Source organism: Janthinobacterium sp. PLB04 (assembly GCF_021165895.1).
GTDB classification, from domain to species: domain Bacteria; phylum Pseudomonadota; class Gammaproteobacteria; order Burkholderiales; family Burkholderiaceae_D; genus Janthinobacterium; species Janthinobacterium lividum.
Genome location: NZ_CP088968.1, coordinates 5,122,875 through 5,141,595 on the forward strand (window position 1 = coordinate 5,122,875; position 18,721 = coordinate 5,141,595).

At 63.4% G+C, this 18,721-nt stretch carries 17 protein-coding genes; 7 read left to right on the plus strand and 10 right to left on the minus strand.

Annotation, left to right across the window (positions count from 1 at the left end):
• Positions 1-150: 150 nt before the first annotated feature.
• The 6 genes from LSO07_RS22635 to leuC all read right to left on the minus strand — a co-directional run bounded on the left by LSO07_RS22635 (position 151) and on the right by leuC (position 7,427).
• A complete protein-coding gene (locus tag LSO07_RS22635) occupies positions 151-2,634 on the minus strand; it encodes a FimV/HubP family polar landmark protein (RefSeq protein WP_225317392.1) in 2,484 nt (827 codons plus the stop codon).
• A 244-nt stretch (positions 2,635-2,878) separates the two neighbouring features.
• Complete coding sequence (asd, locus tag LSO07_RS22640) at positions 2,879-4,006, minus strand: aspartate-semialdehyde dehydrogenase (protein WP_071653368.1); 1,128 nt, start codon at positions 4,004-4,006, stop codon at positions 2,879-2,881.
• A gap of 45 nt (positions 4,007-4,051) precedes the next feature.
• Positions 4,052-5,122 carry a 3-isopropylmalate dehydrogenase gene (gene leuB, locus LSO07_RS22645; protein WP_099388745.1) on the minus strand — a complete coding sequence of 357 codons (1,071 nt, stop codon included), beginning with the start codon at positions 5,120-5,122 and terminating at the stop codon, positions 4,052-4,054.
• An 11-nt stretch (positions 5,123-5,133) separates the two neighbouring features.
• Positions 5,134-5,781 (minus strand): 3-isopropylmalate dehydratase small subunit, encoded by a 648-nt coding sequence (gene leuD / locus LSO07_RS22650; protein ID WP_034783435.1) that lies wholly within the window; start codon positions 5,779-5,781, stop codon positions 5,134-5,136.
• Positions 5,782-5,832: 51 nt separating this feature from the next.
• Positions 5,833-5,955, minus strand: coding sequence for a lipoprotein (locus LSO07_RS22655; protein ID WP_010400408.1), 123 nt, complete (start codon positions 5,953-5,955; stop codon positions 5,833-5,835).
• Positions 5,956-6,023: 68 nt separating this feature from the next.
• Positions 6,024-7,427 (minus strand): 3-isopropylmalate dehydratase large subunit, encoded by a 1,404-nt coding sequence (leuC, locus tag LSO07_RS22660; RefSeq protein WP_099388746.1) that lies wholly within the window; start codon positions 7,425-7,427, stop codon positions 6,024-6,026.
• A 328-nt stretch (positions 7,428-7,755) separates the two neighbouring features.
• Here leuC and LSO07_RS22665 point away from each other — a divergent pair, with 328 nt between their 5' ends.
• Entirely contained in the window at positions 7,756-8,886 is a 1,131-nt protein-coding gene (locus LSO07_RS22665) for a S41 family peptidase (protein ID WP_191909754.1), read from the plus strand.
• A 64-nt stretch (positions 8,887-8,950) separates the two neighbouring features.
• Here the strand turns inward: LSO07_RS22665 and LSO07_RS22670 are convergent, their stop codons facing one another.
• Both LSO07_RS22670 and LSO07_RS22675 read right to left on the minus strand, forming a co-directional pair.
• Complete coding sequence (locus LSO07_RS22670) at positions 8,951-10,837, minus strand: chemotaxis protein CheA (RefSeq protein WP_151096626.1); 1,887 nt, start codon at positions 10,835-10,837, stop codon at positions 8,951-8,953.
• On the minus strand, positions 10,837-11,709 hold the full coding sequence (locus tag LSO07_RS22675) for a protein phosphatase CheZ (RefSeq protein ID WP_151096627.1): 873 nt from the start codon (positions 11,707-11,709) through the stop codon (positions 10,837-10,839). The genes LSO07_RS22670 and LSO07_RS22675 overlap by 1 nt, the downstream gene beginning before the upstream one ends.
• Before the next feature lie 478 nt (positions 11,710-12,187).
• On the opposite strand from LSO07_RS22675, the gene LSO07_RS22680 reads away from it, so the two are divergent.
• From LSO07_RS22680 to LSO07_RS22705, 6 genes are all read left to right on the plus strand, one after another.
• Entirely contained in the window at positions 12,188-12,655 is a 468-nt protein-coding gene (locus LSO07_RS22680; protein WP_070260284.1) for a universal stress protein, read from the plus strand.
• Positions 12,656-12,810: 155 nt separating this feature from the next.
• Positions 12,811-13,455 carry a response regulator gene (locus tag LSO07_RS22685; protein ID WP_034783426.1) on the plus strand — a complete coding sequence of 215 codons (645 nt, stop codon included), beginning with the start codon at positions 12,811-12,813 and terminating at the stop codon, positions 13,453-13,455.
• A 340-nt stretch (positions 13,456-13,795) separates the two neighbouring features.
• Positions 13,796-14,602 carry a Crp/Fnr family transcriptional regulator gene (locus tag LSO07_RS22690; protein WP_034783488.1) on the plus strand — a complete coding sequence of 269 codons (807 nt, stop codon included), beginning with the start codon at positions 13,796-13,798 and terminating at the stop codon, positions 14,600-14,602.
• A 251-nt stretch (positions 14,603-14,853) separates the two neighbouring features.
• Positions 14,854-15,051, plus strand: coding sequence for a hemin uptake protein HemP (gene hemP / locus LSO07_RS22695; protein WP_034750559.1), 198 nt, complete (start codon positions 14,854-14,856; stop codon positions 15,049-15,051).
• 85 nt (positions 15,052-15,136) lie between these two features.
• Entirely contained in the window at positions 15,137-15,463 is a 327-nt protein-coding gene (locus LSO07_RS22700) for a hypothetical protein (protein ID WP_070260285.1), read from the plus strand.
• Between the two features lie 39 nt (positions 15,464-15,502).
• A complete protein-coding gene (locus tag LSO07_RS22705; RefSeq protein ID WP_151096628.1) occupies positions 15,503-16,729 on the plus strand; it encodes a DUF2325 domain-containing protein in 1,227 nt (408 codons plus the stop codon).
• Between the two features lie 3 nt (positions 16,730-16,732).
• On the opposite strand, the gene LSO07_RS22710 is transcribed toward LSO07_RS22705, so the two are convergent.
• Positions 16,733-17,284, minus strand: a complete 552-nt coding sequence (locus LSO07_RS22710; RefSeq protein ID WP_151096629.1) for a glutathione peroxidase — start codon at positions 17,282-17,284, stop codon at positions 16,733-16,735.
• Positions 17,285-17,353: 69 nt separating this feature from the next.
• The gene (locus LSO07_RS22715; RefSeq protein WP_151096630.1) at positions 17,354-18,718 is read right to left on the minus strand and encodes a sulfite reductase subunit alpha; all 1,365 of its coding nucleotides are present in this window, start codon (positions 18,716-18,718) and stop codon (positions 17,354-17,356) included.
• Between the last annotated feature and the right edge of the window lie 3 nt (positions 18,719-18,721).

An 18,721-nucleotide genomic window follows, 5' to 3' on the forward strand; every position in this document is an offset into this window, starting at 1 on the left:
GCATCGAAGCATTATACCGGCGCGCAGACGGCCCCGCCTCCCGACGACACAAGCGCCTGAGACGGCGTTCAGGGCAAGGCGCACGGTCGAAGACAGTACGACCAGTACGGCGAGACCGTGCAACGCAGCCATGGACGTCGTATCAGGTGCTTAACTGAGCAAAGCTCTCATCGTATTCGCTTTCGCGACCTGTTCGGCGCTGCCGCCCTTGATGACCTCATCGATCAGCTCGCGCGCGCCTTCCTTGTCGCCGATTTCCTGGTAAGCGATCGCCAGGTCCAGCTTGGTATCCATTTCCATGTGGATGGCCGACAGCGGGTCGTCCACGCCAGCGCTGGCCGTCTTGCCATCGTTGAGGTCCAGGTCGATGCCGGACAGGTCGAATTCCTGTGCCGGCGGTATGGCTTCCGGCAAGGTGGCGGGTGTTTGCGCGTCGTCGAACAGGCTGCCGAGGGAAGGCTCGGCCGCCGCGACCGGCGCGGCAGCTGGCGCCACCGGTTCGTCGAGGTCGAAATGGGCCAGGTCGACATCCTTCAACGGATCAGGCAAAGGCGTCAAGCCGGCACCTACGCCATTCACGGGTCCGGCTGGCGGCTCCAGGTCCAGTCCGAAATCCATGCTGGCGTCATACTGCGCATCCTGCGCGGCGGAGACCGGCTTGCTGTCCGGTCCCGGCATGACGATCGGGTCGCTGGTGGAAACGGGCTCGAAATCGAGGCTGTCGAGGTCGAAGTCGAGGGGCGCGCGCGTATCGCGGGCCGTCACGGAGGACACGGGCTCGGCGGGCGCCAGGTCAGCTGCCGGCGCTGATTCAGGAGCAGACAGATCGTCGGACAAGTCCATGCTCTGGCCATGCAAGTCGTCGCCCGCAGCCTTGCTCAGGCTGACGACAGCGTCGTCTTCCGTATCGCCATACAGGGGATTGGTGGGATCGAGCGCCAGGCCCAGCGCGGCCGCCTGCGGCCACTCCTCGCCCTGGCCCCGCGTCAAGCTGTACAGCTCGCTGGCCTGGTCTTCAAATGCGCGCACGTCGTTGCGGGCCGAATAAATCTCAAGCAACTTCAGGCGGGCTGCATGGCGCTCCGGGTGGATACGCAAGGCTTCCTTGAGGATATCTTCCGCCTGGCCATCGCGGCCGTAGGCGATATACACGTCCGCTTCGGCGACCGGGTCCGTTTCATTCGCATCGAGCATGCTAGCGCCCGCCGCGGCGGCCACGCCGGCAGCGGCGGCACCCGTGCCGAACAGGTGGTTGCTCGCTTCGGACTGCTGGTCTTCCGGCGCCAGGCCGGCCGGCGGCGTCACCGGCGCTTCCGGCTCGAACACGGGGGCAACATTGTCGGTGGGCGGCGGCATCTCCTTGCGGCGGCGCGCAATCACCAGCGCGGCCACGGCGGCCAGCAGCGCGGCCAGGCCGATGCCGATGGCACCCATATGGTCATTGATCTTGTCGGCGAAGGTCGGTTCCAGCGGCGACGGCTTTCTCACCAGAGGCACCGGCTTCGCCTTCGGCACGGGCGGCTGCGCTTCGGCGGCCGGGGCAGGAACGCTGGCCGGTGCGCTGGCAGCGGTCTCGGCCGGCTTGGCGGGCGCCGGGGCGGTCTTGTCCGCCATGGCCTTGCTCTTGACCGCCATCAACTTTTCCAGGTCGCTGACGTTCTTTTCCAGCTCTTTGACGCGCGCGGCAGCTTCATCGACCTGCTTCGCCTTGGCGATCTTGTCTTCCTCGCTGGCGACGGCGCTCTTGCCGGCCGACTTGGCCGCCGGCTCCGCCTTCGACAGTTTCAGCTTGTCTTGCGACTCGCTCACGGCCGTCGGCTTTTCCTGCACCTTCGTCGCGCCGATCTTGCCAGCCGTGCTTTGCGTCGCTTGCGCCGCCTTGGCCGGCTTGCTTTGCGACACCTGGCCCGCCAGCTTGTTGCGGTAGGCTTCGAAATCGATGGCGTGCGCCGTCACGATGCCCTTCGCTTCAGCCGCGCCGGTGGCGCGCACGGTGTCCGCGCCCGGCACGGCCAGGATGCGTCCGGCCTGCATGCGGTTCATGTTCTCGCCCTTGAAGGCATCGGGATTGGCGCGGTACAGGGCGACGAGCATCATGTCGAGCGAGACGCCCGAAGGCTTCAGCTCGCTGGCGATGCGGCTCAGGGTATCGCCCGTCTTGACCTTGTATTCGCCTGCCGCCTTTTTCGCGGCCGGTGGCGCAGCATCGGCCGCGGCGGCAGCCGGTTTGGCCTTGCCTGGCTCGACTGGCGCCGTCACTTGCGCGCCGCGCGTCTGGCGCGCTTCGGGCGTGTCGAGCACAAACGCATATTCGCGCACCTGGCGACCGCCCTTGCTGCTCAGCTCCAGCAAAAGATCCACCATGGGTTCGGCCACCGGTTGCGCCGAGCTGATGCGGATGAAGGGCTTGCCATTGCGGTTTTCTACGGCAAACGTCAGCGCGTTCAGGGCGGGATTGAATTCCACGTTGGCCTGGCGGTAGGCGTCCGGCGGCGCCAGCTTGGCCAGCAGGTTCGCGGCCTCGCCTGGCTTGACGGCCGATAATTCGACCTCGGCGCGCAGCGGCTGGCCGGCGGCGGACAGCACCGTGATCTTGCCCAGCTCGGCTGCGGATGCCGCCGGTGACAATAACACCGCACAGGCGACAGCACTGCTGAGTGTTTTAATGGCAAGGGAGGCGACCCGGGGACGAGTGTGTACAGGCATAGTTGGCGGCATCTTAGTTGACATGGGAAAACTGTTACTTTTCCAGAGGTATCAACATATCATCATGCCCAGAGCTATGCAAGCTCCGCATGGTTGAGCCTTGAGGGGCTCAGGACGAAAAAAAAGCCGGGAAAACAGCCCCGGCTTGATCTGGATCAGCAATTTATTGCCATTACGCGTCCAGCAGGATGCGCAGCATGCGGCGCAGCGGCTCGGCCGCGCCCCACAGCAACTGGTCGCCCACGGTGAATGCGGACAGGTATTCGCCGCCCATGCTCATCTTGCGCACGCGGCCGACAGGAATCGTCAGGCTGCCCGTGACGGCCGCCGGCGACAGGTCGCGCACGGACGCTTCGCGCGTGTTCGGCACGAATTTCACCCATTCATTGTTGCTGGCGATGATGTCGTTGATTTCATCAAGCGGCACGTCTTTTTTCAGCTTGATGGTCAAGGCTTGCGAATGGCAGCGCATGGCGCCGATGCGCACGCACAGGCCGTCGACAGGGATTTCCTTGGTGCCAAAGTCGATGCCGCGGCCCAGGATCTTATTCGTTTCCGCGCCCGCCTTCCACTCTTCCTTCGACTGGCCGTTGCCCAGGTCCTTGTCGATCCACGGGATCAGGTTGCCGGCCAGCGGCGCGCCGAATTGCTTGATTTCATCCGGGGAATAGCCGTGCTGGGTAGCCAGCACCTGGCGGTCGATTTCCAGGATGGCGGAAGCCGGGTTGTCCAGCAGCGCCTTGACGGAACCGTTGATGGTGCCAAATTGCGTCAGCAGTTCGCGCATGTGCTGCGCGCCGCCGCCCGATGCCGCCTGGTAGGTCATCGACGTCATCCAGTCGATCAAATCGTGCTGGAACAGGCCGCCCAGGCCCATCATCATGCACGATACCGTGCAGTTGCCGCCGATGTAATTCTTGACGCCCTTGCCCAGCGCATCCTTGATGACGTGCAGGTTGACGGGGTCGAGCACGATGACGGCGTCTTTTTCCATGCGCAGGGTCGAAGCCGCATCGATCCAGTAGCCATTCCAGCCCGCTGCGCGCAGCTGCGGGAAGACAGCGCTCGTGTAGTCGCCGCCTTGGCAGGAAATGATGATGTCGCACTTGGACAGTTCGGCGATGTTGTTGGCATCCTTGAGGATGGTTTCATTCTTCGCCATGGCCGGCGCCGCGCCGCCCGTGTTCGAAGTGGTGAAAAACACCGGTTCGATATGGGCGAAATCGCCCTCTTCCTGCATGCGCTGCATCAGGACCGAACCGACCATACCGCGCCAACCTACCAAGCCAACTAATTTCATTACCATTCCTCAAGATGAGACGGCGACTGCCGTCATTAGACTATTTTATCCCAGCGCTTTTACAACTGCATCACCCATCGCCTCGGTACCGACCAAAGTCGTGCCCGCTTCATGGATGTCGGCCGTGCGCAGGCCCTGCGCCAGCACTTGCTTGACAGCAGCCTCGATGCGGCTTGCCTGCTCTTCGCGGTTGAGCGAATAGCGCAGCATCATGGCCGCCGACAAGATCGTCGCCAGCGGATTGGCGATGCCCTTGCCCGCGATATCGGGCGCCGAGCCGTGCGACGGCTCATACAGGCCCTTGTTGTTGGCGTCGAGCGAGGCCGACGGCAACATGCCGATCGAACCCGTCAGCATGGCGGCCGCATCCGACAGAATGTCGCCGAACATGTTGCCGGTCACCATGACGTCGAATTTCTTCGGCGCCCGCACCAGCTGCATGGCCGCGTTGTCGACATACATGTGATCGAGCGCCACATCCGGGTATTCCTTGTGCACGTCGGTAACGATGTCTTTCCAGAACTGGAAGGTTTCCAGCACGTTCGCCTTGTCCACGCTGGTGAGGCGCTTGTCGCGCTTTTGCGCGGCCTGGAAAGCCACGTGGGCGATGCGGCGGATTTCCCCTTCCGCATAGCGCATGGTGTCAAAACCTTCGCGCTGGCCCTTGAACGGACCATCCGGGCACTCGCGCACGCCGCGGGGCTGGCCGAAATAGATGTCGCCCGTCAGTTCACGGATGATCAAAATGTCCAGGCCGGACACCACTTCAGGCTTCAGGGTCGAGGCGCCCGCCAGTTCCGGATACAGAATGGCCGGACGCAGGTTGGCGAACAGGCCCAGGTTCTTGCGCAAGCCCAGGATCGCCTGCTCGGGACGGAACTGGCGTTCCAGATTGTCGTACTGGTAGTCGCCGACAGCGCCGAACAGCACGGCATCGGCCGCTTTCGCCAAGGCCAGGGTGCCTTCCGGCAAGGGATGGCCATGGGCCGCATAGCCGGCGCCGCCCACGGGCGCCGTTTCCAGCTCGAACGATTCGCCCAGCACATTCAAGACCTTGACGGCTTGCGCGACGATTTCAGGACCGATGCCGTCGCCGGGTAAGATTGCAATTTTCATATTCTAATCGTTTAAATGACGTTGGCCAGCCAGGGCTGAGCAGAAAGATGGCGTTCTTCGAAGGCGCGGATATCGTCGGCGTGGCGCAGGGTCAGGCCGATATCGTCGAGGCCATTCATCAGGCAATATTTGCGGAAGGCGTCGATCTCGAACGGATACGAGACGGAACCGTTGCTGGTGCGCACGCATTGCTGCTCCAGGTCCACCACCAGCTTGAAGCCGGGGAAAGCCTTGACTTCATTGAACAGGTGCTCGACCTGGCTTTCCGACAGCACGATGGGCAGCAAGCCGTTCTTGTAGCAGTTATTGAAGAAGATATCGGCAAACGATGGCGCGATGATGGCGCGGAAACCATATTGATCCAGTGCCCACGGCGCGTGTTCGCGCGAGGAGCCGCAACCGAAGTTCTTGCGCGTAAGCAAGATCGAAGCGCCCTGGTAGCGTGGCTCATTGAGCACGAACTCCGGATTCAGCGGACGGCGGCTGTTGTCCTGCCCAGGCTCGCCATGGTCGAGGTAGCGCCATTCATCGAACAGGTTGGGGCCGAAGCCGCTGCGGTGGATCGATTTCAGGAATTGCTTCGGGATAATCGCGTCGGTGTCGACGTTGGCGCGGTCCAGCGGGGCGACCAGGCCTTCGTAAATCGTAAATTTATCCATGCTGTTTCTACTCGGTAGGACGCGCGGCGCGGGGCGCCGGCACGTCGCGGTTTATTTTCCGCCGGCGCCAGTGACGACCTGGCCGACTTTCTGCACATCGCGGCCGATGCCGGAGACGGTGTTGCAGCCAGACAGGATGACGGTGGCGATGAGGAGGGCGAAGAGTTTTTTCATGATGATTTCTTGATAGTAAGTAAGGGACCGGGAACGCTAGTGTAAACCAGCGGCGCCGGTCCCTGCCGTCATCGCAATCCCCGCACGTCGACAAAGTGGCCGGCGATGCCTGCTGCCGCCGCCATCGCGGGCGACACCAGGTGGGTACGGCCGCCCTGCCCTTGCCGGCCTTCGAAGTTGCGGTTCGACGTAGACGCGCAGCGTTCGCCCGGCTCCAGGCGGTCCGCATTCATGGCCAGGCACATGGAGCAGCCCGGCTCGCGCCATTCGAAGCCGGCATCCTTGAAGATGCGGTCCAGTCCCTCGCGCTCGGCCAGGTCCTTGACGAGGCCGGAACCTGGCACCACCAGCGCCAGGGTGACGTTCGAGGCGCGGTACTTGCCGCGCACCACGGCGGCCGCCGCACGCAAATCCTCGATGCGCGAATTGGTGCAGGAACCGATGAAGACCTTGTCGATGCGGATGTCTTCGATGGCCGTGTTGGGCTTGAGGTTCATGTAAACCAGCGCCTTTTCCATCGCATCGCGCTTGACGCTGTCTTTTTCCAGGTCGGGGTCCGGTACGCGGCCATCGACGCCGATCACCATCTCGGGCGAGGTGCCCCAGGTCACCTGCGGCACGATTTCTGCCGCGTTGAGCGTGACGACCAGGTCGAAGCGGGCGCCAGGATCCGAATGCAGGGTGCGCCAATAGGCCACGGCGCGCTCCCAGTGCGGACCTGCCGGGGAAAACGGACGGCCCTTGACGTAATTGATGGTGGTGTCATCCACGCCGATGATGCCGGCCCGTGCGCCCGCCTCGATGGCCATGTTGCACACCGTCATGCGGCCTTCCATCGACAGCGCGCGGATGGCCGAGCCGCCGAACTCGATACAGTAGCCCGTGCCGCCGGCCGTGCCGATCTTGCCGATGATGGCCAGCACGATATCCTTGGCCGTCACGCCGGCCGGCAAGGCGCCGTCGACTTGCACCAGCATGGATTTGGATTTCTTTTGCAGCAAGGTTTGCGTGGCCAGCACGTGTTCCACTTCGGACGTGCCGATGCCGTGCGCCAGCGCGCCAAACGCGCCGTGCGTGGACGTGTGCGAGTCGCCGCAGACGACCGTCATGCCGGGCAGGGTCGCGCCCTGTTCGGGGCCGATCACGTGCACGATACCCTGGCGCTTGTCGTTCATGTTGAAGTAGGTCAAGCCATAGTGCTTGGCGTTCTTGTCCAGCGTTTCCACCTGCAGGCGCGAGACCGGGTCGGCAATGCCGTCGACGCGGCTGGTGGTGGGCACGTTATGGTCGGCCACGGCCAGGTTGGCGGAAATGCGCCACGGCTGGCGGCCCGCCACGCTGAGGCCATCGAAGGCTTGCGGGCTGGTGACTTCGTGCAGCAGGTGCCGGTCGATGTACAGAATTGTCGTGCCATCATCTTCGGCCCGAACAACGTGGGATTCCCAAAGTTTGTCGTAAAGCGTCTTCATCATGATTTATGCAGCGTTGCCACAGCCTGTTTAAGTGATCAAGTGATACCAGGTCATACGGTGATCCACAAGGATTATGCCATATATTGGGGAATACAGAACCGAAATAGGCAAAAGCGTGGGATTGGCGATACAAAGTTTGGCCGCATTGCTCGATATGAGCTGGAAATTGCCGATATCGGCTTATCAGCGCCATCACAAGCCCATCCGCACGCGGCTTGCCGAAGGACTGACGGCGGCGGCAGAAAGGCATGTTTTTTCCTCAATCTTTCGTGTATTGTGTTTCGACAATAATGACCGGCGCACGCGCGCCACCACACTGGGGACTTCGATGAAACTGAACTTGTTGGCGCTGGCCGCCCTGACCCTGGCCGGCACCCATGCGGCGGCCGCCACGCCGGGAGACACCTGCGTACAGGACTTGCGCGCCATTGCGCCCTTCCTGCTGGAAAATGACACGGGCGCGCGCCAGCACCTGGAGCAAAAAGGACAGGCGTATTTCGACCTGGCGCTGGCCACGGCCACCACGGCGGCGGCCGGCGCGGCCGATGGCCAGGCCTGCGATGCGGTCCTGGAAAACTATGCGCGCATGTGGCGCAAGGGCCACCTGCATGTGAAGCCGGGCAGCGCGCTCGATATCGCCAAACCGGCGCCGGCACGGCCCGCCGCGCCGGGACAGGCGGCAACATCGAAGGAACCGGTGCTGCGGATATTGTCGGACTCGACTGTACTGCTGACCTTGCCCAGCTTTCACGGCAGCTACCGCGCCGCCGTGGCCGCCCTGCTCGATATGCATCGCGCGGCACTGGCGGCGCGCCCCAACTGGATCCTCGACGTGCGCCGCAACGGCGGCGGCAGCGACAGCACGTATGCGCCGCTGCTATCCTGGATCAGTTCGGGAGAGATCGTCCGCATGGGCGCCGAATGGCTGTCCACGCCGGCCAATATCGAAGGCCAGGAAAACGTCTGCGCGCTGCTGGCGCCCGGCGACCAGGCCTGCGCCGCCTTTGCGGCCCAGGCCGTGACGCAGATGCGCAGCGTCAAGCCGGGCCAATACGCGCCGCAGCACGGTAGCGGCACCATCAGCTATATGCGCGCGGACACGCCGGAACCGCGCCGGCCGGCGCGCGTGGCCGTGCTGGTCGATCGCGACTGCGCCAGCTCCTGCGAAGAATTCCTGCTGGCGGCGCGGCAAAGTTTTCATGTGAAATTGATCGGCCGCAACAGTTACGGTGCACTCGACTATTCCAACCTGCGCCTGCACGCCCTGCCATCGGGACAGCGCCACCTGCAATACGCCACCTCGCGCTCGGCCCGCTTGCCGCAGCTGCAGGTGGATCTCGGTGGCATCATGCCCGATATCTACCTGCCGCCACCGAAGGACGAGGTGGAACGCGCTCAGGAAGTGCTGCGCGTGCAGCGCTGGCTTGAAGGGGGCACTTTACGCCCGGATAACATCTGACATCGCTGGCGCCATAAAAAAAGCCCGCCATACCTGGCGGGCTTTCTAATGAATAAGGCAAGACTTAAGCTGCCAACCGGACGCTCCCCCGGCACCCATCCATCAGGAACGACAGGCCAACAACCAGCACCAGCTCGCCCTCGGCCGAGCGGGCCGTACCCGTGATGCCTTCCACGGTGATGGCCGTCATCGGCTTGATCACCAGGTCGGCCGTGCCATCGACGGCTTCCACGGCCAGGATGTACGGCTGTGGCGCGGCGACCACGATGCCGACGCGCTCGCTGCACGATTCGTAGCCCAGGGAGCCGGCCAGCGACCGCACGGGCAATGGACGGCCCTGGTCTTTCAGCACGGGCGCGCCGCCCACTTCCATGAAGGTTTCCGGCAATTCGACGACGCGTTGCACCACCGCCATCGGCAGCGCCAGCGCGGCACCCGACGTCGACACCAGCATGGTCGGCACGATCGACAGTTCGATCGGCAGGCGGATGGCAAATTTCGTGCCCTTGCCCAGCGCCGACTCGATATGGATGGCGCCGCGGTTTTTCTCCACGGCCGTTTTCACCACGTCCATGCCCACGCCACGGCCGGAGACGCTGGACGCGACTTCCTTGGTCGAGAAGCCCGGCAGGAACACCAGCTGGAAGCATTCGTCGTTGCTCAATTGCGCGTTTTCGCTGATCAAGCCCTTTTGCTGGGCCTTGCTGCGCAGGAAGGCCGGATCCATGCCCTTGCCGTCATCCTGCAGCACGATCATGACACTGTTGGCTTCCTGCCACGCTTTCAGTGAAATATACGACTTGGCGGGCTTGCCGGCAGCCAGGCGTGCTTCCGGCGATTCGACGCCATGGTCGAGCGAGTTGCGCAGCATGTGCACGAGCGGATCGTACAAGCTGTCGACCACCACGCGATCGACTTCCGTCTCCGCGCCCTCGATGGTCAGCTCGACATCCTTGCCCAGATCCTTCGCCAGCTCGCGCACCAGGCGCGGGAATTTCTGGAACAGACGGCCCACGGGTTGCATGCGCGTGGCCAGGGTGGCCCGCTGCAGTTCCGTCGAGTAGCGCGAAGCGCGTTCCAGGGTTTCCGCCAGAGTCGCCATCAGGGTGGCGGCCTGGCCTTCGAATTTGAATTGCAGCAAGCGCTCGAGCAGCACGGCAGCCTGGTTGGCGGCCTGCACGGATTCGCCGGCCACTTCCAGCAGGGCGTCGAGCTTGACGGCGTCGACGCGGATGCTGTCTTCCTTGACGGGCGCGGCATGGCGCACTTCCGGACGCTCTTCGCGTCGTTCGGCGCCATCCCAATTCTTGGCGGCCGGCTTGGCGGCAGCGGCAGCGGCCGGCGCGGCGGCCACGACGGCAGGGGCAGCGGCGACGGCGGACACCGGCGCGGCAGCGACCCGGCTGCCCTCGGGCACGACAGCGTTATACATGCCTTCCCAGTCCAGGCCATCGGCGCCGGCGGTGGAAACGGAGGCGGGCGCGGCCACGGCAACTTCTGCGACCTCGGCAACGACCACGGCCGCTTCCGCCACCACGGCGGCGGCCGGCGCAGGCGCATCCATGCCCTTGCCTTCGATGGCGTTCGTCAGGATGTGTTCCAGCTCTTCCGGCATGGCCGGCAAGCTTTCCGGCGCGGCGCCATTCGCCAGTTCCGTCAGCTGGTCGGCCACGAAACCGGACGCTTGCAGCGCCGCCTCGATGGCGATGGGGGTTACCGGCGCGGCGCCCGTGCGCAAGGCGTCAAACAGGTTTTCCGTCAGATGGCAGGCCGCCACCAGCGCGGGCAAGCCCATGAAGCCGGCACCGCCCTTGATGGTGTGGAAAGAACGAAACACGGCATTCAGTGTTTCCTTGTTGTCAGGATCACGCTCGAGGCGCAATAAGTGCTCTTCAACATTAACCGCAAGATCCATCGCCTCAACGACGAAATCCTTGAGCATATCGTCCATTAGAATCCCAAATCCGCAAGAAGGTCGTCTACATTATCCTGGTCCAGCGCCACCGACGGCACGGACGGGCCCTGCATCAGCGGTACCGGCTTTTGCGCCAGCTTTTCGCGCACCTCGGCCGGCGCGTTGTCGCGCAGCAGCTGAGCCAGCTCGTGCTCCACCGTCTTGGTGATGTTGACCACTTTTTTGATCAGCTGGCCCGTGATGTCCTGGAAGTCCTGGGCCATCATGATTTCCAGCAAGCGTGCTTTTTCCGCTTCCGTTGCTTCGGCAACGGCTTGCGCGAACTGGCGTGAATCGCCGGCCAGGGCCTTGAATTCTTCCAGGCTCAGCTTGCCATCGAACAAGGCTGTCCAGCGGCTGTCCATGTCCTTGGCTTTCTTCGACAGCACGTCTTGCGCCGGCATGCCTTCGTCGAGCGTATTCAGGACCTTGTTGGCGGCCTGCTCCGTCAGGGTGGCGACATATTCCAGGCGGTCCTGGGCGTCGACGATCTGCGACGACGCTTCCGTCAATGCCTTGTCGTAGCCCAGTTCGCGCAGCGAGTCGTGCAGCAGGCGCACGATGCCGCCCAGGCGCTCGAACATCGGCTTGTCGGACTGGTCGACCGGATCGGCCGCTTCGCCAGACGCATCGGCGCCGGCCACGGGGGCCGCTTCCGCTGCGGCTGGCGCGGCAGCCACCGGCGCCGCTGCGGCTGCAGCTGCCGGTGCGGCGGCGCTGGCCGACACGGAGTCGAACAGCGCGTCAAAATCGTCATCCGCGATCACGGCGGGAGCGGGCGCGGCGGCAGGCGCCGGCGTGGCTGCGGCCGCGCTTTGCGCGGATACTTCATCGAATAATGCATCGAAATCATCAGCGGCGTTGGTCATATCCCTGCTTCTCCATAATTTGTCAAAATTCCGCCTGAACTGTGCGTTTTACAGACTGATACCCACAATTTCTCGATTAAGATGATTTGAGGCAATACCGCTGCGATGGTGCGAGTGTAGCAGGGCGCCGCCCTGTTGGTAAATCTCAAAACGCGCTTCCCGGTGCAAAGCTGGCCCACAAGAGCTTTTCCGCCAGGAAATAAGTGTTCCTGCTGTTGTATTTTGAAATACTACCATTGGCGTGCGTGCAAGACCACGCGCCGCACAAGAAATCCTGCCCGCGGGCGCCTGCGCAACAGCGCCATATGGATATCGCTGGGACATCGTTGCACCTTAAACACGATCTTTCTGCCAATGTTGTCTATACTGAAGGTGCAGTAGTATTGACAATTATCAAGTCTTTACATGAATACAATGCTGCCGCCACGTCTACAATAAGAGGCGTTGCGCGCGCTGAGTCATCGCCAAAGGACCTGCCATGTATAAGAAAATTCTGATCGCCACGGACGGCTCCACCGTCTCCAACTTGACGGCCTGCGCCGGCGTTGCCTTTGCCGAACAGATGCACGCCGACATCCTTGCCGTGTACGTGGCACCCGAGTACCAGTACCCGGTGTACATCGAAATCATTCCGCCAAGCTATCCCAGCGAAGAGGAATACCGCATCGCCATGCGCAAGGCGGGCGCCGACCACTGGCAGCCCATCCTCGACGCGGCTGCCAAGCGGGGCCTGCAGGCGACGGGCTTGACGGCCTTTTCCGACAGCCCGGCCCTGAAAATCGTGGAAGTGGCGCAATTGCAGCAATGCGACCTGATCTTCATGGGCTCGCATGGCCGCAGCGGCTGGGGCCAGTTGCTGCTGGGCAGCGTCACCAACAAGGTGCTGTCGCACTCGAAATTGCCCGTGCTCGTGCATAGGCTGATCAAGGAACCCCCGGCAAAATAAGGGGTCACATGGCCACGGAGGCCGCCGTTGCCGGCACAGCAAGAAAAAGGCAAACGTGCGGCCACTTCAGTTAAAATGACAACATTTCTCGTTTCTTAACATTTGATTGTCCGGTAACGGACACAGCAGATTACACGCCACCAGATTGCCCGCCTATGATACGTATTGTGATTGCCGACGACCACACCATCATGCGTGAAGGATTAAAGCGCATCCTTGACGGCGCGCCGGATATCGACATCGTGGGTGAGGCCATCGACGGGTTTGAAGTCCTCAACCACGTGCGCCAGGGCGGCTTCGACCTGCTGCTGCTCGACCTGTCGATGCCGGGCCGCAGCGGCGTCGACCTGATCCGGCAAATCCGCAGCGAGGCGCCCAAGCTGTCCATCCTGATCCTCACCATGCACGAGGAAGAGCAATATGCGGTGCGCGCCATCCGCGCCGGCGCGCAAGGCTATCTGACCAAGGAAAGCGCGGGCACCCAGCTCGTGGGCGCCATCCACAAGGTGGCGTCGGGACGCCCCTACATCAGCGCCGAGGTGGCGGAGCAGCTCGTGCTCAACATCATGATGCCGAATGAAAGCTTGCTGCATAAACAGTTGTCGGACCGCGAATTCGAAGTCTTTTCCCTGCTGGTGGCCGGCAAGTCGATCACGGAAATTGCCAACAACCTGCATCTGAGCGTGAAGACGGTGAGCACGCACAAGACGCGCATCATGCAAAAGATGGGCATGAGTTCCCTATCGGAAATGGTCCAGTATGCCGTCGCGCACCGCCTGCTATCGCCCTTCAAGACGTGATCCTCCTGGCGCGCGTCCGCGCGCCAACTGTAGGAACAATCCTACCTCACCTACCGCAGCTCCTACTGCCATATTCAGCCACTGCTGATATTAATTGCATACGCTTGTTGGCATACTGAAACCAGTCATCAAGTTGCTGGAAAGTTATTTCATCACACAGCAAGTCTTCAGCGAATTGAGCATTACCTGCCTGGACGCGCGCCGCCGACCCTTGCCCGCCCGCCGCCCCGAGCACCCCGTCATTCAACTCTGAACTACCTGTCACCAGGAGATGAACATGCTGTCCACGCAAACGCCCGACACCCGCGCTGCCTCACCGTCGCTGGCCCCCTCCTCCCCGATGGAAGCGGGACGCCAGCGCCAGGGCCGGCTCTGGTCGAACCTGAAGGAGGTGTGCGACCTGCTGCATATCTCCAGCGCCTGCACCATCGCCGCTGACGAACTGCTGTTCCAGCACGTGCAATTCAAGACGGGCCAGCGCGTGCACACCATCGGCCAACCGTTCGACACCCTGTACATCGTCAATTCGGGCTTCCTGAAAACCGTGCTCATCGATGAATTCGGCAATGAGCAGGTACTCAGCTTCCCCATGAAGGGCGACATGCTGGGCGTCGACGGCATCCACTCGCGCCATTACTCCTCGGAAGCGGTGGCCCTGTCCGACTGCGACCTGATCCTGCTGCCGTTCAAGAAGCTGACGGCGCTGGGCAGGGTGCACCTGGAACTGGAAAACGTCATGTATGGCGTGATGAGCCGCGAACTCGTGCGCGAGCAAGCCATGATCGGCATGCTGGGCGCCCTCAGCGCCGAAGCCCGCGTGGCGCGCTTCCTCGTATCGCTGGCCGACCGCTTCGCGCAGATGGGCTATTCGAGCAAACTGTTCAACCTGCGCATGACGCGCCATGAAATCGGCAGCTACCTGGGCCTGACCCTGGAAACGGTCAGCCGCACCTTGTCCGCATTCAATGAAATTGGCCTCATCACGGTTGACCAGCGCACCATCGGCATCAAGGATCCGGATGCCCTGAAAACCCTGCGCCGCCTGCCGCCGTCACGCTCGCGCGCCAAACAGCTGGCCGCCGCCAAACTCAAGGCCGATACCACCGCGGCCGCCACCGCCTCGGCGCAATTGCTGGCCACCATTTAGCGCCATCCCGATTTCTTCAAGCTTGGCACAGGCTTGGCCCGGCCAAGGCGCACAACGCCTTGCCGGGTCTTTTTTGCGGCCACTCCCCTTCCGCGCCGCGCCAGCGGCCACCTTTGCGCAGCAGCATCTTCCACGCTGCCATCTCGCCGCAAAAAAGCGCGGATTCCACACAAATAAGCCTTGCTTTTCGGGCCACATTCAACAATAATGCAAATACGAATCATTCTCAACTGAGATAAAGAAAGCCCAACATGCAAAGCTCAAAACCAGCCTTGATCCAGGATGCCGCTACCGCCCACGTCCGTCCTCCCGTCAGCATGGCCCAGCCGGCGCGCCGCATCACCAGCGAAGCGCTGCTGCAGCAAGGCCGCGAAGTGGAGATTGAGCACAGCGGCAAGATCTATCGCCTGCGCGTCACCCAGTTGAACAAGCTGATCCTGACTGCCTGAAGCAGCACGGCAGCCAGTCACCACACTCGCCAGCCAGTCGCGCTCCGTGCGCGCAGCCAGCCAAACCACCGCACAGGAGTGTTTGATGGCGAACGACCGACCTTCCACGATGTTTCCCTCCCCGCAAGGCCAACAGCCTGAATTGCTGCTGTCGGCCGTGCTGCATCTGATGTCGCACTACCATGCGGGCAGTCCCTGCGAGAAACTGGCCGGTGTCATCGAACGCCATCTGCAAGTGCTGTCAAATTCGCCCGGCCTGGGCCCCGTGCTGCAAGCGACGTGCCAGCAGCTGTCGCAGCAGTGGGCTGCCCTGGTGGCGCTGCACCGGCCCGCGCCGCCGAAGACCACATTGCTCGAGCGCCTGGCACGCATGCTGAGCGCCAAGCGCCCTGCCTCGCCCCTGCCGCAATAATTTCTCTTCAACACTGCCACCGCCCAACAGGATACCGCCATGTGTGACAAAGACCAGTCCCTGCCCGTCATCAGCAATTGTTCCAGCGACGGAGCCGAAACGGCCGCGCTCGCTTCGCGCCGCCGCCGGCTGTGGGAACTGTCGCATACCTGCCATTGTCCGCTGGTCGGCGTGGGCTTGCCATTGGGCTACCTGCGCAAACTGGTGGGCAAGATGACGGGCGGGCGCGTGCTGGCAGACGACTACGAAGTGCACGTGGGCGCCGTGACGGAATGCGGCGCGCGCAACCGTCTGTCCGAAGCGCTGCAAAAGGAACTCGAACGCCGCTACGCTCCCGTGATCCTGCGCTTTCGCGGCGCCAAGACCACGGAGCAGGTAGCGCAACTGTGGCGCACGGCCGTCGCCAACGGCGACGTGTCGGGCGCCTTCTGGGCTGGCCTGACGCACCCGCGCTGCGATGCCGAGCTGGAAGAGCAGATGTGCAGAGACTTGCACATGATCCAGCACCAGGCCGGCGCCTGCGTGCGCGCCGACATGGGCAAATTTACGGCCTTGCAGGAAGAAAACGCGCGCCTGGCGCACGAACTGGCCAAGCTGCAACAGCGCAGCCAGGCCGCACTGATGGAAAAAACGGGCGAGCTGGAGCGTCAGGAAGCCGTGCTGCTGCGCACGCGTGCCGAGGCCATCGGCAAGGATAGCGTGATCGATGGCTTGCGCGCGGAACTGGCGCAATTGCAGGCCGCCATCCCGGCGCTGGAATCGCGCACGCGCCTGGTCGAACGCCTGGCGCAAATGGATGAGCGCGAAAAGGAATTGCGCCAGCAAATCGCGGAATTGAAACAGGCCCAGCCACGCCCAAGCGCGGCCGTGCCGCCGCCGGCGCCGAAGCTGGAAGTGCCGACCGGCGGCAAGCTGAAAATGCCGATCCGCCTGGTCGATCAAAGCGTGCTGTGCGTGGGCGGGCGCAGCGGCAATGTCGCCACCTACCGCGCCCTGATCGAGCGGGTCGGCGCGCAATTCGCCCACCACGACGGCGGCCTGGAAGACAATGCCAACCTGCTCGATTCGAGCCTGGCGGCGGCCGACCTGGTGATTTGCCAGACGGGCTGCATCAGCCACAGCGCCTACTGGCGCGTCAAGGATTATTGCAAGCGCACGGGCAAGCGCTGCGTCTTCATCGACAACCCCAGCATTTCCAGCCTGGCGCGCGGCTTGCAGGAAGTCAGTGGCGAGATGGAGCCAGCCGCACTGGACGCCTCCGACTAAAACCTAGGCCTGCAACTCGCGCGCGATCGCTTCGCGCAAGAGCGCATCATCGGCCGTGGTGTCGGGCGCGAAACGCCCCACCACCTTGCCGTCCTTGCTGATCAAAAACTTCTCGAAATTCCACAGCACGTCGCTGGGCTGCTCCTGCGTGATGCCGTAGCCGGCCAGCTTGGCGCGGAAATCGCTGCCCGGCTTTTCCTGCGCCCGCGGCTGCTCTTGCACCAGGCGCTGGTACAGCGGATGCTGGCCCGGACCCTTGACGACGATTTTCTCAAACATGGGAAATTGCACGCCAAACGTGCCACGGCAAAAGTCCGCGATCTCGGCATTGGTGCCCGGCTCCTGCGCACCGAATTCATTGGCGGGAAAACCGGCTACCACCAGGCCCTCGGCCTGCTTGTCGGCGTAGAGTTTTTCCAGTCCTTCGTACTGCGGCGTCAAGCCGCAGGCGGAGGCCACATTGACCACCAGCACGACCTTGCCGCGATAAGCGTCCAGGCTGGTGGGTTCGCCATTGATGCGGCGCAAGGGAATGTCGTAAATGCTGTCGCTCATGATGTGTCTCCTCGGATGAAACAATCATGATAGCCGTGTGTGCGCGAACGCGCTGGCGGCGTCAAAAACTCAATACACGTCGCGCCGGTAGCGCCCTTCGGCCGCCAGCGCGTCGAGCGCGGGCCGGCCCAGCATCTCCTGCAGGGCCTGGTCGACGCCGCCCGCCATGCCGGCCAGGCTGCCGCAAATGTAGATGGCCGCGCCCTGCTCCAGCCACAGTTTCACCTCGTCGGCATTGCCGCGCAAGCGGTCCTGCACGTAGGTCCGCTCCGCCTGGTCGCGCGAAAACGCCAGGTCCAGGCGCGGCAAGTCGCCGCTGGCGTGCCAGCGCTCAATTTCCTCGCGATAATGGAAATCGTGGGCCAGGTTGCGCTCGCCAAAGATCAGCCAGTTGCGCCGCTGCCCCGCCATCACGCGGCTCTTCAGGTGGCCGCGCAAGCCGGCGATGCCGCTGCCGTTGCCGATCAGAATTAATGGCCGCCGGGCATTGTCTTCCAGGCGGAAGCGTTTGTGCTGGCGCAGGCGCAACTGCACCACGTCGCCGACCTTGGCTTGCGCCGTGAGCCAGCCCGAGGCCAGGCCCAGGCTGCCATCGGGATGCGCATGCTGGCGCACCAGCAGATGCACGCCGCCATCATGCGGAATCGAGGCGATCGAATATTCGCGCGGCTGCGACGGGTCGGCCGGGGCGGTCACCTGCACCAGATCGCCCGATTGCCAGTCTGGCAAGCTGCCCGTCACCGGCGCCAGTTCCACGTGGTAGATGGCGCCGCCGGCGCTGCCAGGGTTGAGGTGGCGCCGCTGCGTCAAGCGCCAGTCGCCAAAAGCGGGGGCGCTCCAGTCGGGCGCGTCGCTGGTGCCGGCCAGGTGGCTCAGGTGCTGGAACCATTGCTCGATGGCGGCGCTGGCGCTGCGGTCGACTTCGATGCGCTCGAACAGGCGCGACGCGCCCTGCGCCGCCAGCCAGGCATCGAGCGCGCGGCCGAAGCCGCAATAATGGCCATAGCTGCGGTCGCCCAGGGCCAGCACGGCGTAATGCAATTGCGGCAGCGCCAGCTCGCCCGTCATCAAGCGGCCCATGAAGGCGGCCGCATTGTCAGGCGCGTCGCCTTCGCCATAGGTGCTGACCAAAAACAGGGCCCGCTCGGCTTGTTGCAGATCCTTGGCCGTGACGTCGGCCAGCGCACACAGGCGCACGGGGATGCCGGCCAGTCGCAGGCTCTGCGCCGTTTGCGTGGCCAGTTCCTCGGCATTGCCCGTCTGGCTCGCGTACGCCACCAGCCAGGCGGGACTGTTGGCCAGCGCCGCCCTGGCGGCGTCGGACGCGCGGCGCTTGGCGCGCGCGCGCAGCCAGGGCGCCAGGCACACGCCCGCATAACTGAGGGACAGGGCGGCCAGCAAGGCCAGCCGCGTCGTATCGTGCGTAAAAATCATGGA

Excerpts from the sequence above, each read along its gene's own strand:
- LSO07_RS22665 (WP_191909754.1), top strand. The coding sequence starts at position 7,756 with ATGAAACTGAACTTGTTGGCGCTGGCCGCCCTGACCCTGGCCGGCACC.
- leuB (WP_099388745.1), bottom strand. The coding sequence starts at position 5,122 with ATGAAAATTGCAATCTTACCCGGCGACGGCATCGGTCCTGAAATCGTC.
- LSO07_RS22705 (WP_151096628.1), top strand. The coding sequence starts at position 15,503 with ATGTGTGACAAAGACCAGTCCCTGCCCGTCATCAGCAATTGTTCCAGC.
- LSO07_RS22655 (WP_010400408.1), bottom strand. The coding sequence starts at position 5,955 with ATGAAAAAACTCTTCGCCCTCCTCATCGCCACCGTCATCCTGTCTGGC.
- LSO07_RS22685 (WP_034783426.1), top strand. The coding sequence starts at position 12,811 with ATGATACGTATTGTGATTGCCGACGACCACACCATCATGCGTGAAGGA.
- leuD (WP_034783435.1), bottom strand. The coding sequence starts at position 5,781 with ATGGATAAATTTACGATTTACGAAGGCCTGGTCGCCCCGCTGGACCGC.
- LSO07_RS22690 (WP_034783488.1), top strand. The coding sequence starts at position 13,796 with ATGGAAGCGGGACGCCAGCGCCAGGGCCGGCTCTGGTCGAACCTGAAG.
- LSO07_RS22715 (WP_151096630.1), bottom strand. The coding sequence starts at position 18,718 with ATGATTTTTACGCACGATACGACGCGGCTGGCCTTGCTGGCCGCCCTG.
- hemP (WP_034750559.1), top strand. The coding sequence starts at position 14,854 with ATGCAAAGCTCAAAACCAGCCTTGATCCAGGATGCCGCTACCGCCCAC.
- LSO07_RS22700 (WP_070260285.1), top strand. The coding sequence starts at position 15,137 with ATGGCGAACGACCGACCTTCCACGATGTTTCCCTCCCCGCAAGGCCAA.
- LSO07_RS22675 (WP_151096627.1), bottom strand. The coding sequence starts at position 11,709 with ATGACCAACGCCGCTGATGATTTCGATGCATTATTCGATGAAGTATCC.
- leuC (WP_099388746.1), bottom strand. The coding sequence starts at position 7,427 with ATGATGAAGACGCTTTACGACAAACTTTGGGAATCCCACGTTGTTCGG.
- LSO07_RS22670 (WP_151096626.1), bottom strand. The coding sequence starts at position 10,837 with ATGGACGATATGCTCAAGGATTTCGTCGTTGAGGCGATGGATCTTGCG.
- LSO07_RS22680 (WP_070260284.1), top strand. The coding sequence starts at position 12,188 with ATGTATAAGAAAATTCTGATCGCCACGGACGGCTCCACCGTCTCCAAC.
- asd (WP_071653368.1), bottom strand. The coding sequence starts at position 4,006 with ATGAAATTAGTTGGCTTGGTAGGTTGGCGCGGTATGGTCGGTTCGGTC.
- LSO07_RS22710 (WP_151096629.1), bottom strand. The coding sequence starts at position 17,284 with ATGAGCGACAGCATTTACGACATTCCCTTGCGCCGCATCAATGGCGAA.